Genomic DNA, 13,121 nt, shown 5'->3' on the forward strand with positions numbered 1-13,121 from the left:
CGTCGAACGCCCCTTGTGAGTCTCCAGCCATATCATCAGTCTTGCAGCCACCACCGACACACCGAGCCATCCGACCTACGGGCAGCGCCACGGGCGAGACGGCGAGCAGGAGCGGCGCCGCTGTCCAGCGCGGACCGGACCAACCGATCTTGCACCCCCGGCACCCGGGCGGGGGTGATCAGCTTAGGTCGAAGTCGTTGGGGTCGAAGTCGAAGTCGTCGGCGGTGAAGCCGCCGTAGCCGGCGCCACCGTTAAAATAGTCCGCGAGGGCCTGACCGACGATCTGCCGCACCTCGCCCTCGTCCTCGGCGAGGGCCAGGGCGGCGGCCTGCTCGCCCGTCAGGTTCAGCTGGATGTCGCGGGCCCGGACGGCGTCCGAGCCGCGGATCTCGAAGCTCACGGCGCGGCCGACCCGGGCCCCGACCCCGGAGACCGTGCCGCGCTGGGCCAGCTGCTTGGCCTTGCGCTCCCGGCCCCGCTCGGTGGTCTGCACATCGACCGCCTCGCGCTGCAGCCGCTCGGCGTCCTCCCCCTTGGGGTGGCGGGTGCCGTCGATCCAGCGGAGCACCGTGCGCGGCACGACGCCGTAGGCGGCGGCCATGGCCTTGGTGTTCCCGCCGTACTTGCGCTCCCGCACCTGGCCGGCCTGCGTCGTGGACTGCACCGGCGCCTTCCGGGAGGGGAACAGCGCCTCACGCACCCGGCCGAACAACCCCTTGCCCGCCATCAGTTCCCGCCTTCCTCAATGTCGGTGCCGGCCTGCTCCTGCCGGAGCGCGATGCCGTCGGTGGTGTAGTGGTGGACCAGCTTGGAGGGGTGCTCCCGGCGCTCCATCACCTCGACCACGGCCGCCAGCGGGATCGAGGACTCGTGCTTGTGGCTGCCCGGCGCGATGCCCAGGCGCAGCGCGCCGGGGACCGGGGTGCCGTCCTCCTTGACCGGCAGGAGCTCCAGCGGGGAGGGGTCGTCGGCGGCGTACAGGTACGAGTCGACGTTGACCGCGAAGGGGGCCCGGCCGGTGAGCTGGAAGGTCTTGCGCAGGCGGCGGTGGGCGGCGATGCGGGCGGCGGCGATGATGTGGAAGCGCAGCTCGGGGCGGTAGGACCAGGCGGCGGCGATCTTCTCCAGCCACGTGGCGTCGTCGAGGTGGCGGGCCGAGTCGGCCCACTTGCCGATCCCGCCCTTGTAGATGGACTTGTAGAGCCCGGCGAGGACCAGGGCGTCCGCGCGGACCGGGTCACCTCCGGTGTCCTTGTGGACCGCGTAGGCGGCCAGGAACTCGGTCGGGCTCTGGCCGTCGGTCAGGCCAAGGTCGGCGTAGGCGCGCTTGTACCCGGCGCGGATCCGGCCGGTCCACTCCTTGAGCAGCGGAGCGGTATGCGTGCTGAGGTACGCCACGGTGATGGTGGCCGGGTCGAAGCCGTAGGTGGTGGCCATGTAGGCGACGGTCGGGGTGGCGTACCAGCCGGGTCCGGTGGGGGGCTGGCCGTGGAAGGTCGCCGGGTGCGGCAGCAGGGGGTCGGTCTCGGTGGTGGTGAAGTCGCACCACCACAGGCCGGCGGTCTTGCCGTCCCAGGCCGGGTGCTCCACGTACTGGTACGGGCCGATCGGCAGGCGCAGGGAGTCGGTGACGGACAGGTAGGAGGCGCAGACGTCGACCGCGACCGCCCACGGGCGGGCGGCCTCGTCGGGGGTGAGCTCGCGGGCCCACCACTTGTAGTCCTCCTCCTCGCACAGCGCCTCACCGCGCGAGAGCAGCTCGCGGGTGAGCGGGTGGCGGGCGCCGGCGGCCGGGGGCACGCACAGGTCCCCGGTCGGCAGGGCGCCCTCGCGCAGATGCGAGGACCACTCCCCCGTCACCTGGTCCCGGGTCCACTCCACCCGGGGTCGCACCGCGTCCAGGAGCAGCATCGCGGTGGAGGCGGTGGTCGCGCCGGGGGCGACACCGAGGTCGGTGGTGAAGGCGCGGTAGCGGCGGGCCAGGGTGAGCCCATCCTTGGCGCCGTCGGGGGCGGTGGCCAGCGGGGCGGCCAGCGCGCTGACGGCCTGCTGGCGGCCGTCGCCCTGGCCCAGCCACGGCGCGATGGTGACCCGCACCGAGGTCTTCGGACCACCGGCCGACCCGGCACGCCGGAAGACGTGGAAGGACGGGCCGATCTGGTCGCTGATCTCCATGCCGACCGTGGCGGCGGCCTTCACCAACTTGGTGTGCAGCGCGGTCAGGGCCTTCTCCGTGGTCGGGAGTGCGGTGGGCAGGCCGAGCTGCTTGAGCGCGGCAGCGGTCAGGCAGACCATGCCGTCGCCCCCGCGTCCGGCCGGGTGGGACCGGTCGACGCGCAGCGGCAGCCCGGTGCCCAACCACGCGAACCAGTCACCCAGCTTCGTCCCGGCCGGGGCCGGGACCTGCGGGACGTCCAGCACCCAGCCACCGCCGTCGGCGACGTCCAGCGCGACCGCCGGCCACCAACGCGCAGCAGCAGCGGACGGAGCAGCGGTCGGGCCGGAGGAGCGCGGTGCAGCCGGGCGGCTGGCGGGACGGGACGTCGCCGGGCGCGCCTTGGCTGTCGGAGCCGGGGACGTGGTGGGTGCGGGCCGGACCGGCGCCGAGGCGACAGAAGCGGGCGCGGCCGGGGCCGAGGCGGTCGGAGCCTGGTCCGCCGGAGCCGGGACAGGCTGCTGGACGGCCGTGGCGGCGGCCTCGGGCGCCGGGGCGGCGGGGCGGCAGAACCCGCCCAGGTGCATCGGGCGGCCCTGGGCCCGGTAGACGGAGGGCTGGCCGCACTGCACGCACGGCGCCGCCGGTCCCATCACCAGCGAGCCGTCCGGGTTCTGGTCGAGCAGCGGGACCACCAGGCCGTCCGTGGCCTCCTGGGCGGGCGCCGGGGCGGTGAACGCCTGCGGCACAGCCGGGCCGGGAGCAGCTGCGGGCTGCGCGGCGGGGAAGCGCTCCGCCAGGCCCGCCAAAAGCCGCGCGTAGGCCGGGGCGATGTCCGGGCCCGGGACGGCGGATCCGTCCTCCCAGCCCTTCACCAGAGCCGAGTCCACCCGCAGCGCCGCCGCGATCTGCGCGGGCGTCAGCCCAGCCGCCAGACGCAGCCGCGCCCGCTCAGCCGGCAGCGGCAGGCCAGTGTTGACGGCCGCCAGCAGGGCATCCACGGAGTCGAACAGGTCATCCGACATCAGGGCCGGTCTCCTCAGCGTCCGTTGGGTCGGGTCGGGTCGACACGGGGGTCGCCGAACAGGGCGTCGAAAACCTGCTCGGTAAGGCAGGCGATCGGGCCCCGGTCGGGGCGCAGGGTGTAGCCAGCGGTGCGTCCGAGGTCGGCCACCGCGATCGGGACCTGCGGCCGGTAGTAGAACTCGAGTTCCCGGCCGGCGAACCCGGTGGGCTCGACCCCGTCCTGTGCGGGGCTGGACGCCAAGGTGAACGACGGCAGGTCGGCCACCTCGTCCTCGGCGGCCAGGTGCAGCACACCGTCGTCGGTCGTGCGGAACGCAACCGCCAGGTCCACGCCGCCGGCCCGGCGGTCGCGCGGCAACCCGTGGCCCTCCAGCACCCGGCCCAGCTGCGAGGGCGCCATGCCGGCCGCAAGTCCCAGGGCGCGCCGGTTGGAATAGCTGTCGCTGGCGTCCGCGCGCGACATCGCCAACTCCTTGACCACGCCCAAGTGCTGGATGACCCGGCCAATGCCAGCCACCAGGGCGGTCAGCTCATCGAAGTCGGAGGCCTGCGGCGGCTCCACCAACCGCTCGCCACGCAGCGCCGCGAGCAGCGCCCGACCAAGATCGTCGTGCACCTCGACCCGCTCACCGCCGATACTGATTATCACGAGAGCTCCCCCAAACAGTAGAACATAACCAAATGCTACGGGCGTCCGCTCTTGGATCCAAAGAGGAAAGGGCGCGTACCAGCGCCACGCGCCCCCTGGTCTCCGTCATCCGCCTTTCCGAGCGCGCCAGACCTGTCCTGACACAGGCAGGCGCATTGTCAGCGGGGGTTGGTAGCCTCCGCCATGACTTTTCCGCTCGCCACCTTTCTGGGCACCGCCAGCGCGCTCGGCAGTGCGATAGCCACAGGACTCGCCCTCTTGTCGTCTCGTCGATCGAACGAGGCTTCGCGGGCCGCGAACCGCACCGCCGACTCGCTTGCCGCGATCGAGCATGACCGCTGGCACCGGGAACTCACCCCGCAGATCCAGCTCACCTTCGTGCCCGACACGAGCACTCTTCAGGTCAAGCTGACCGGCCCCGTCGGCCTGGACCGCCTGGACCAAGTCGTCGTCACCGTGCAGAACGAGGCCGGCGTCGACCACACCGGGCATTCCCACCTCGGTGGTTCACCGTCCGAGGAGGAACTCGCCGCGGTCGTGTGGTCGCCGCTGCGCCTGAAGCCAGGCGTCAATGAGGCCGACCGGCTCGGCCGGGTCTCGGGAACGTTCGCCTTGGAGGCCGGGGATCACCAGCCGCTCGCGATGGAGCCGAGCCTCGCACCGCACTGGAACACCGGCTCCTGGACGCGGCAGTGGGAGAACAAGCCACTGCGACTCAAGATCGAGTGCAGGCGGGACGGCCACAAACCGTGGTTCATCGTCGCCGAGGTGGCCGCCGTTGATCTCCGAACGCCGGCCACCTGACGACCAGACAAGGTCCTACAGGCCGCGCCCGTCCCCCTCCGCCGCGATAGCGCGGTGGGCCGGGACGGGAACGCCAGTGATCGTGTAGCGGGCGCCGTTGACGACGACGGCGCCGATCGGCCGGTCGGTCACCAGGACGCGGCCGCAGGCCGGGCCTCCGAGCAGGACGATTCGGTGGTTATCTACCTGCCCGCCACCGTTGACGACGGCAACCCGGGCGGCAAGTGCCTGGAACTGCCCGATTGGGCCACCGTCCAGGGGACACGCCTCGGAATCTGGGACTGCCCCGGCCTCCAGGCCAACCAGCAGTGGACGATCCAGCCCGAGCGGACACCCTGACACCACAACCCGCTCCCCCCACCACGACTGAGCGCTGAACAGGTCACGGTCCTCGCATCCCACGAGGACCGTGACCTGCATGCATCCCGCACACGGGCGCCACCGGACCTCCCGCGGGCCGACCGGCACACACCTCGCATCAAGAGCACCGCCTGCCGACCGAGGTTCGTGCGCCGCAGGGTGGTGGTGTTCGTGGCCGGGTAGGCCGTCAGCCCCGAGTCGCTCGTCGTGGACCTGGTGCATGCCGCGCTCCCCGGACGTCAGCCGGCGGCCGGCGGCCGGGTTCGCAGGTCGGCGTGAACGGTTTTGCCGTGCGGTTCGGGGGTGGCGCCCCAGTGGCCACCGGTGAGGTGGTGGACGAGGGCCATGCCACGGCCGGACTCGGCGGTGGGGCCGGCATCGATCAGGCACGGCAGGACCCGGGAGCCGTCGCGGACGCTGATCCTCACGCACTGGTCGGTGACGCGGGCGACGGTGACGGTCATCTTCAGGCAGCAGCCGGTGTTCGCGGCGTTGCCGACCAGCTCACTCGTGATGAGCTCGGCGGCCTCGGCCAGGTTCTCAAAGCCCCAGCCCTGCAGGGTCGTGCGCACGTGGCGGCGCGCCGCAGTGGCGGACTGCGGCTCGTAGGGCAACGACGTCTCGGCAGTGTCCGCAGCCGACGGAGGCGCGTGGCTGTCGACGGCCTTCGCTGTTCCTCTCCCGTTCCTCGACGCCGCCGTCGGCGGGGCCACACCCGGTGGGCGGGGCGCGGGGTGGGTGGTCATGGTGGGCTCCGTTCTGTCGTTGACGGCGGCCGGTGCGTGGGCCCTGCGGGGGCGGGCCCACGCACCGGCGCCGAACTCGCCACCCGCACTGGGAAGGCCCGGCCATCCGGCCCGTCACCGTGGGCGACGGATAGACCGTAGGGAGTGACGGTATTCACGTTCAACGTGTTTGCACGTGTTTGCAGAAGTTCAGCCCAGGGAGGCGGCGGCCCTGGAGATCAGGGCCCGTGCCTTGGCACCGTGGACCGCGAAGCCGTTGAGTCTCTCGAACGCGCTCGCGTAGAGCGAGAGATCGCTAGGTGCGGTGAGGGTCACCTGCGCGGACAGCAGTTCCACCCCGCCCTCGGTGTCGTCGAAGATGTTGAACGTTTCCACAGGCCACATGGTGCGCTGCGCGGTGAACGGGATGACGCCGAGTGAGACGGTCGGCAACGTCATAGCGGCCCGTAGGTGCTCCAGTTGCTCGGCCATGGTCGCGACGGTCCCGAGGCGGTAGTAGAGGACGGACTCCTCCACCAGGATCGCGAAGCGGTGGCGGCCGGTGCGCACGACGTGGGAGCGGGCCATGCGCGCCCTCACGGCGTCGGCGACGTCGTCGGGAGTGCGACGGAAGTCTGCGACCGTGGTGAGCAGGGCGGTGGCGTATGCCTCGGTCTGCAGGACGCCCGGCACGACGCGGGAGGAGTAGGAGCGGAAGTGCCGGGTGCGCTCGTAGAGGGGGGTCGCGGATTCCTGGAGGCGGCGCAGGCCCGTACGGGTGAGGCGGCGCCACTCGACGTACATGGAGTCCACAGCCCGGTTGGCGGCGATCAGGTCCTCGGCCTGGTCGTCGGAGCCGCAGGCCGCGCACCAGGTGCGGATGTCGGCGTCCGAGGGCGCAGTGCGGGCGTTGACGATGCGGGAGGTCTTGGCGCCGTCCCAGCCGCACCGGGCGGCCAGCTCCCGTCCTTGCAGGCCGGCGTCCTGCATGATCTCACGCAGCCGCGCGGCGACGGCCAGGCGGGCTTCCTGGGCGCTGGAGGACGGGGAGGCGGGCACTGGGCTCGTTGTCCGGTCGGGTGTCAGAGGGTGTACTGCTCGTGCGGCACGGCGCGCTCCCACACGGCCTCGAACGCGTCCGCGCAGAGCTTCGCGACGGCTGGCTCATGGCGCATCTCCGATCCGGCGGAGGCGCCGTCGCCGGTGAAGTGGTTGAAGCGTACCGTGGTCCGGTCGAACAGCCAGAAGTCGTTCCCGGGCAGTGCGAGGTCGGAGGCGCGGCGGCGCGGCAGCCAGCGGACCTGCTCGCCGGCGGTGACGTTGACGATGGTCCCGGCGTGCTCGTAGCGGATGTACTCGGTGACCGGCTCGGAAACGATTCGAACCCGGCGCATCGCAACGCCTCGGGCGACTGTGGCCCGGACCATCGACACCCAGCCGGACCAGGCCGCGCCCTCGGGGTCGAGATCCGGGTGCACACCGGTCCGCCGGAATTCCTCGAACTCGGCGGCCTCGCTGGCGATGCCGTAGGAGTCACGCATCTCCAGGTGCACTGCGGAATGCCGGGCGGCGGCCAGCAGCTCAGAGAAGGCCTTCACGTTCGGCATCGTCCAGCGCCTTCCTGATGACCTGAGCCATGCGTAGCGGGATACGGGTCACGTTTTCGTGGTCGGGGATGCCGACCGTGTGGCCGGGCACCCACGAGGTCGTACCGATCTCCGCCAGGAGCTCCTCGCCGGGTTTGAGGCCCTGAAGGACCAGCTCTCTCGCTTTGTCGTCGACCCACACCATTGGGCTCTCGTCCTTGCCCGTGCTGGAGTCCACTCCAGCGAACCGTAGCGTCATGATGCCCTCCCGTACCAAGTCGGTTGCGCAGTTTTGCACGACACTTCACCCGATGGCGACGGTCCGTCAAGGGGGTGGAGGTGCAGATGGGCCCGGGCAGGAGCCGTCGCCGGGTGCCCGCGAGTGGCGCAGCGGTGTCGACACGCCGATCACAGCCCGATGGTGCAGCAGGAGTGGAGGTTCCGCTCGATCGGGCGCGCCTGTGCTTCAGGGTTGTGCGGCATCGCGCTGCATTTTCGATGTACGTCCGGCGGCCAGGGTGTTTCGAGCAGCATTGAGGTCACGGTCATGGCGGGTGCCGCACGCGCCGCACGTCCACGTGCGGACGTTCAGCGGCTTGGGTCCGTCCAGGACCCCGCAGGTGGAACACACCTGCGATGTGGGGTTCGTACCGGTCGACGATGCCGACGTGCCGTCCGTAGCGGGCGGCTTTCTCCTCGAGCAGCCGCCGGAAGGGGGCCGTCCGGCGTCGTGCACGGACTTGGCCGGGCTCGTACGGCGAGGCCGCGCACGTTCAGGTCCTCCACCGCCTGGGTTTAGCGGATGGTCCTGGTCGTCTGCCGGTGTGCCTGGTTCCTGCTGCCCTCGGCCTTGCGGGACAGGGCACGCTGCGCGGCATTGAGCTTCCTCTCGGCCTTCCGCAGGAAGCGGGGGTTGTCGATCACGGTGCCGTCGGACAACACGGGGTAGGCGGTCAGCCCGAGGTCGATCCCCACCTCGGTGTCCAGGACGGCCAGGTGCTGCGGTTCGACGTCCGCGACGAAGCCGGCGTGGTACCGGCCGGACGGGTCCAGGACCACCGCAGCGATCGGAACAAGCTCGGTTACCGAGCGTGGTTGGTGTTCGGTTCCGCCCCCCACGTCTGCGTCGCCTGCAGCAATTGCGTCGGACCGGCAGATCCGGCCGCCGCAGCGCTGGTGGGGGTCGCCTCCCACCGCGTCAGCGCCCGAATCATCTCGGCGGAGCCGATCGTGCTCGGCGGCGACCGGCAGATGTACGAGTGGGAGACCTACGTCACCGTGCCCCTGGGACCAGGGTCAGAGCAAGCGCTCCGGCACCCGCGTCCTGTGTCCCGGAACAGGGATGGTCGAGGGAGCGCTCTTTCTGGACATCAGGAAGCGGCTGTCTCTGCCACAGGCACTCAGCGCCGAGCTGCTCCGACGCGAAGATCGGTCGGGCAGTGTTCTGCGGCATGGGGGCGGAAACGTCCTGTCCGTCCCGGAACCGGGCCCGGCCGCTCGGCAGCGGGTCTTCTTCGCCATCGACCGTACGGCGTCGGCCCGACCCCGTCGCCGACCCCGGGCTCTGCCAGCTGGCCAGGACCGGCATGTGTGAGGCGTGGATTTGCGGCCGTGCCCGTCAGTAGAGGGCCGCTTGGTCGAGGGGCTTCAGCGGGCGTGGGAGGACTGTTGTGCCGGTGAGCGCTTCGTGCGAACGGGGTGCCAGTGAGGTGTTGCGTGGGGTCGCGGGCTGTTTGATCGCCATGGTGAGTGCGTCTTCGTCACCGACGAGGACGAGCATGCGGCGGGCACGGGTGACGGCGGTGTAGAGGAGGTTGCGTCGCAGGAGCAGGTAGGCGGGTCCTGCGGTGGTGAGGGGCACGATGACGAAGGGGTACTCGCTGCCCTGGGCGCGGTGGACGGTGATGGCGTAGGCGTGGAGGAGTTCGTCGAGTTCGTCGTACCCGTACGGGACGGTTGTGGCGTCGTCGAGGGTGACGTGGACCTGGCGTTCCTTGTCGTCGATCGCGGTGATGGTGCCGGTGGAGCCGTTGAGGACGCTCTTGCGGGGGTCGTTGCGCACGGCGATGACGCGGTCGCCGCAGCGGAAGGGGCGTCCGTCGCCCCAGTGCTGGGGCTGGCCGTCGGAGTGGGGGTTGATTGCGGCCTGGAGAGCCAGGCTGAGTTCGTGCGTGCCGGCCGGGCCCTTGGTGGTGGGGGCGAGGATCTGGATGTCGGTGGGGGTGATGCCGAACGCGGTGGGCAGGCGGCGGGTGGCGATGTCCAGGACGGTGGCGGGGATGTTCTGCGGATCGGGGACCTTGATGAACCAGAAGTCGTTGGTGCTGTGGATGTTCTGGCCGGCGTTGATGCGGTGGGCGTTGCGGGTGATGGCGCTGTCCTCGCCCTGCCGGAAGACCTCGGTCAGTTCTGTGCGGGGGATCGCGGCGACGGTGAGGAGGTCGCGCAGTACCTGGCCGGCGCCGACGCTCGGGAGCTGGTGGACGTCGCCGACCAGGAGCAGGTGGGTGCCGGGTGTGAGTTTGCCGAGCAGCCGGTCGAAGAGGGCGAGGTCGAGCATGGAGGCCTCGTCGACGACGATGAGGTCCGCTTCGAGAGGGTCGTGGGCGTCGAAGAGGCTGACCGGTCCGTCGTTCTCGTGGTGCGGTGTGCCGATGAGGCGGTGGACGGTGGTGGCGGTGCGGCCGGTGAGTTCGCTCAGTCGTTTGGCAGCGCGGCCGGTGGGCGCGGCGAGGGCGACCCGGCCTCCAGCTGCTTCCACGACATCGACGACGGTGCGTACGGTGAACGATTTTCCGCAGCCCGGGCCGCCGGTCAGGACGGACACCGGTTCGCTAAGTGTCATCCTGACTGCGGCTTCCTGTGCCGGTGCCAAGGGCGGTCGGCGGTCCCCGAGCGGGAGGGGTGCGGTGTGCCAGTGGTCCAGTTGCGCCAGGCGTGTGGCGGTGGCGCGAAGGCGGGCGAGGCGGGAGGCGGCGGAGGACTCCGCGGCGTACAGGTGCGGGGCGAAGACGGCCGGGCGGTAGTGGTCCCCGTAAGGCATGGGCTGGACGATGGCTCGCCGTTCGGCGCGCAGGGCGTCGAGTTGGGCGGGCAGCAGATCGGTGAGGGCGTCGTCGGCGAGGTTCTTGGTGGTGCGGGCGTAGAGCTGGCGTTCGTAGAGGAAGCAGTGGCCTTCTTTGAGGGCGGCTTCGTCGAGGGTGTGGAGGAGTGCGGCCCGGAGGCGGTGGGGGGATTGTTCGGGCAGTCCGAGCCAGAGGGCGAGTCTGTCGGCGAGTCTGAATCCGATGCGGTAGACCTCGGTGAGCCGGTAGGGGTTGTCCTGGATGATCTCCAGTACGTCCGCGACGTCGTGGGCCTCCTGGCGTTCGACGCGGAAGTGGCGGGCGATGCGGGGTGCGTGGGTGGCGGAGATGCCGGCGCTCTGGAGAAGGATCATCAGCTGGCGAATCTCCTGGTGGACTTGCCAGGAGGCGATGATCTCGGTACAGCGGGCCGGGCCGATGAGGTGGACTTCCCGGAGCCGGTCGGGGGTGGTGTCGATGATGTGGAGGGTGTTCTCCTTGAATTCGTCGACGATGGCGTCGGCGAGTTTGGGGCCGATGCCTTTGACGAGTCCGCAGGCCAGGTATTTGCGGATGGCGTGGAGGGTGGCGGGTTCGGTGTAGTGGCAGTCGTGGGCGTGGAACTGTGGCCCGTGGGTGGGGTGTTGGGTGGTCTTGCCGGTGAGCCTGAGGGTTTCACCGGGGTGGACGCCGAGGAGTGCCTCGCCTCTGGCGGTGACGGTGGTGCCGTCTTCGAGGCCGAGCCGCAGGGTGGTGCAGCCGTTGCTGCTGACGTACAGAATCCGTTCGACGATGCCGTTCACCGTCTCCTGCTGGCCGTTCATCGGTGGTGCTTCCTCCGTGGGCGGGTGTGGCGGGGCGATGGCTCGCCTCGGCAGGACGTTAGCGGTGCCGAAGTTCACGCGGCGCACCTTGCGGTGCTGTCGCGGGGTGTCGGTACGGGCGCGTCCCGGTGGGTGTGAGTCGACGGGGCGCGGGTCAGCCGGAGAGCGCTTGCCGGGCGCGGACTGCTTGGAGCTGGGCTGCGCAGCGGGCGGTGTGGCCGGGTGTGAAGTCGGTTTCGGTGAGCCATTGGCCGTGGTCGGCGGAGGGTGTGGGGACGAGCCAGACGGGGGTGCTGAGGAGTAGGGCTTTCAGGCAGGTGTCGCCTGTTTCGCCGGTGGGGTCGAAGTCTTCGTGGAAGGCGACGACGAGGCCGGGTTCTTCGTCGAGGAGCATGGCCAGGTGGCGTTCGGTGGTAGTGGTGTGCCAGGTGTGGGGGCGTCGGGCGCGGTCGGCGTCCCATGCCGTGGGGTAGCAGCGGTGGCGCCAGGCGGGCAGGGCTTGTTGGGTGCACCATCGGTGGGCCGCGCGGTCGGCGCCGGTGGCGGCTCCTTCGATGATGACGAGGTGGGTGTCGTGGCGGTCGGCGAGGCGGTCGAGGACGGTGTGGATGGTGTCGGGCCAGGGCCAGCGGCGGCTTCCGCACACGAGGACGCGGGAGTCATGCATCGGTGCCTCGGTGGTGGTACGTGTCGGGTAGTGCGGGGTGGATGTGCTGGTGGTGGAGGGTGGCGTCGAAGAGTTGCCATTGCGGGGGGAGGACGTCGGCCGCGTGGCCGGCCCGGTGCAAGGAGCAGTGCTGGTGGCGCCAGCGAATCTGTTCACTGTGGGACAGGTCGGCGAGGTGGTAGACGGCCGTGACGGCGGGTGTGGTGGGGATGCCCTGGAGGGGCAGGAGGATCCATCGGCCGGCCGGGACAGGGGTGTCGACGGGTTGGGGGCAGCGGCGCCGCCGACGGGTCTGGGCGACGCAGCGGATGGTGTGCACGGGGCCGGGGGCGAGGTAGTCGGTGTGGAGGAGGTGGACGACGGGGCGGGCGGGTCCGGAATTTGCCGATGGTGTGTCGTCCGGGCCGGGTGGGGGCAGCAGGCCCAGGTCGATCAGGCTGCGTGTGCGGAGGGCGAGGGTGCGGCGGAGTCCGTCGAGGTTGTCCGCCGGGGGGCGGGGGTTGGTGGCGGGGCACAGGTCGGGGTGGGGGATGCGGCACCAGGGCGAATCGGAGCCGACGGGGTAGGCGATGCCGTGGGCGATGTACCAGCGCAGGGACGGGGGTACGCGGGCGGCGGACAGTTCCGCGGGGTGCAGGGGGATGTGGCCGTTGTCGACGCGGTAGCACCATTCGATGGCGTTGCCGCAGCGGCGGCAGGTGTCCATGAGTGCCGAGCGCAGGGCCTTGGTGGGGCTGTTCGGGTCGATACGCAGGGCTCTGCTGGTCTGCGGTCCGCGACGGGAGCCGTCCCAGCGAAGTCCGGGCGGGAAGGAACGGGATGTCATGCGCGTGAAGATCACACGTGTCCTGCCGTGTGCCGGCGGCGGACGGCGCCGAGGTCATCCGATAGTGGGTGTCTTCTCGCAGGGGCGGCCGTCCACTGGGCTGGCGTTCGATTGTTGGTGCTCGTTCGAGTGGCGGCGCGACCGGTGGTCAGTCAGCCTGCCGGTCGGGCCCGGGCGGGGTGTGACCGTCGCACAGGGATGCGATGATGCCGCCGAAGGGGATGTCGAAGGCGTGGGCGAGAGCGTGCCAGGTCGCGAGCGTTCCGATGGTGCGACCGGCCTCGATTTCGATGAGGGTGCGGCGCGAGAGGCCGCTCTGGGCGGCGAGTTGGTCGTAGCTCCAGCCGCGCCTGTCCCGCAGCCGCGCGAGCTCCAGGCGCAGCGCGGTGAGGTTGGGTTCGGGCGGCGGGATGATCACTGTGCTATCGCACGGT

The 13,121-nt window shown here is 70.9% G+C and carries 15 protein-coding genes; 2 read left to right on the plus strand and 13 right to left on the minus strand.

Annotated elements, in window-relative coordinates:
- Positions 1–178: 178 nt before the first annotated feature.
- Genes BLU95_RS00085 through BLU95_RS00095 form a run of 3 tightly spaced genes read right to left on the minus strand, consistent with a single transcriptional unit; the run spans position 179 to position 3,830 of the window.
- Positions 179–727: a hypothetical protein gene (locus BLU95_RS00085; protein WP_093858055.1), complete on the minus strand. Its 549-nt coding sequence runs from the start codon at positions 725–727 to the stop codon at positions 179–181.
- The gene (locus tag BLU95_RS00090; protein WP_093858056.1) at positions 727–3,180 is read right to left on the minus strand and encodes a helix-turn-helix domain-containing protein; all 2,454 of its coding nucleotides are present in this window, start codon (positions 3,178–3,180) and stop codon (positions 727–729) included. Before BLU95_RS00090 ends, BLU95_RS00085 begins: the two co-directional genes overlap by 1 nt.
- A gap of 14 nt (positions 3,181–3,194) precedes the next feature.
- Complete coding sequence (locus BLU95_RS00095; protein WP_093858057.1) at positions 3,195–3,830, minus strand: hypothetical protein; 636 nt, start codon at positions 3,828–3,830, stop codon at positions 3,195–3,197.
- A gap of 183 nt (positions 3,831–4,013) precedes the next feature.
- On the opposite strand from BLU95_RS00095, the gene BLU95_RS00100 reads away from it, so the two are divergent.
- Positions 4,014–4,634 carry a hypothetical protein gene (locus BLU95_RS00100; RefSeq protein WP_159424643.1) on the plus strand — a complete coding sequence of 207 codons (621 nt, stop codon included), beginning with the start codon at positions 4,014–4,016 and terminating at the stop codon, positions 4,632–4,634.
- A gap of 174 nt (positions 4,635–4,808) precedes the next feature.
- Entirely contained in the window at positions 4,809–4,973 is a 165-nt protein-coding gene (locus BLU95_RS41930) for a ricin-type beta-trefoil lectin domain protein (RefSeq protein ID WP_159424644.1), read from the plus strand.
- A gap of 260 nt (positions 4,974–5,233) precedes the next feature.
- Here the strand turns inward: BLU95_RS41930 and BLU95_RS00110 are convergent, their stop codons facing one another.
- From BLU95_RS00110 to BLU95_RS00150, 10 genes are all read right to left on the minus strand, one after another.
- Entirely contained in the window at positions 5,234–5,566 is a 333-nt protein-coding gene (locus BLU95_RS00110) for an ATP-binding protein (protein ID WP_159424645.1), read from the minus strand.
- A 363-nt stretch (positions 5,567–5,929) separates the two neighbouring features.
- Positions 5,930–6,778 carry a helix-turn-helix domain-containing protein gene (locus tag BLU95_RS00115; RefSeq protein WP_093858061.1) on the minus strand — a complete coding sequence of 283 codons (849 nt, stop codon included), beginning with the start codon at positions 6,776–6,778 and terminating at the stop codon, positions 5,930–5,932.
- Positions 6,779–6,801: 23 nt separating this feature from the next.
- Positions 6,802–7,326: a DUF6879 family protein gene (locus BLU95_RS00120; RefSeq protein ID WP_093858062.1), complete on the minus strand. Its 525-nt coding sequence runs from the start codon at positions 7,324–7,326 to the stop codon at positions 6,802–6,804.
- Positions 7,301–7,543 (minus strand): hypothetical protein, encoded by a 243-nt coding sequence (locus tag BLU95_RS00125; RefSeq protein ID WP_502689781.1) that lies wholly within the window; start codon positions 7,541–7,543, stop codon positions 7,301–7,303. Before BLU95_RS00125 ends, BLU95_RS00120 begins: the two co-directional genes overlap by 26 nt.
- Positions 7,544–7,771: 228 nt before the next feature.
- Entirely contained in the window at positions 7,772–8,041 is a 270-nt protein-coding gene (locus BLU95_RS45430; protein WP_353653530.1) for a zinc ribbon domain-containing protein, read from the minus strand.
- A 59-nt stretch (positions 8,042–8,100) separates the two neighbouring features.
- The gene (locus tag BLU95_RS41940; RefSeq protein ID WP_159424647.1) at positions 8,101–8,364 is read right to left on the minus strand and encodes a transposase; all 264 of its coding nucleotides are present in this window, start codon (positions 8,362–8,364) and stop codon (positions 8,101–8,103) included.
- A 559-nt stretch (positions 8,365–8,923) separates the two neighbouring features.
- Entirely contained in the window at positions 8,924–11,194 is a 2,271-nt protein-coding gene (gene recD2 / locus BLU95_RS00135; protein WP_093858065.1) for an SF1B family DNA helicase RecD2, read from the minus strand.
- Between the two features lie 154 nt (positions 11,195–11,348).
- Positions 11,349–11,861 carry an SLOG family protein gene (locus BLU95_RS00140; RefSeq protein WP_093858066.1) on the minus strand — a complete coding sequence of 171 codons (513 nt, stop codon included), beginning with the start codon at positions 11,859–11,861 and terminating at the stop codon, positions 11,349–11,351.
- The gene (locus tag BLU95_RS00145; RefSeq protein ID WP_231978162.1) at positions 11,854–12,687 is read right to left on the minus strand and encodes a DUF6083 domain-containing protein; all 834 of its coding nucleotides are present in this window, start codon (positions 12,685–12,687) and stop codon (positions 11,854–11,856) included. Before BLU95_RS00145 ends, BLU95_RS00140 begins: the two co-directional genes overlap by 8 nt.
- A gap of 148 nt (positions 12,688–12,835) precedes the next feature.
- Positions 12,836–13,105, minus strand: coding sequence for a helix-turn-helix transcriptional regulator (locus tag BLU95_RS00150; protein WP_093858068.1), 270 nt, complete (start codon positions 13,103–13,105; stop codon positions 12,836–12,838).
- Between the last annotated feature and the right edge of the window lie 16 nt (positions 13,106–13,121).

It is taken from the genome of Streptomyces sp. TLI_053 (genome assembly GCF_900105395.1).
GTDB lineage: Bacteria > Actinomycetota > Actinomycetes > Streptomycetales > Streptomycetaceae > Kitasatospora.

What these genes read in the sequence shown, in the direction of transcription:
- BLU95_RS00090 (WP_093858056.1), bottom strand. Translation starts at nt 3,180, where the DNA reads ATGTCGGATGACCTGTTCGACTCCGTGGATGCCCTGCTGGCGGCCGTC.
- BLU95_RS00085 (WP_093858055.1), bottom strand. Translation starts at nt 727, where the DNA reads ATGGCGGGCAAGGGGTTGTTCGGCCGGGTGCGTGAGGCGCTGTTCCCC.
- BLU95_RS00140 (WP_093858066.1), bottom strand. Translation starts at nt 11,861, where the DNA reads ATGCATGACTCCCGCGTCCTCGTGTGCGGAAGCCGCCGCTGGCCCTGG.
- BLU95_RS00145 (WP_231978162.1), bottom strand. Translation starts at nt 12,687, where the DNA reads ATGACATCCCGTTCCTTCCCGCCCGGACTTCGCTGGGACGGCTCCCGT.
- BLU95_RS00100 (WP_159424643.1), top strand. Translation starts at nt 4,014, where the DNA reads ATGACTTTTCCGCTCGCCACCTTTCTGGGCACCGCCAGCGCGCTCGGC.
- BLU95_RS00120 (WP_093858062.1), bottom strand. Translation starts at nt 7,326, where the DNA reads ATGCCGAACGTGAAGGCCTTCTCTGAGCTGCTGGCCGCCGCCCGGCAT.
- recD2 (WP_093858065.1), bottom strand. Translation starts at nt 11,194, where the DNA reads ATGAACGGCCAGCAGGAGACGGTGAACGGCATCGTCGAACGGATTCTG.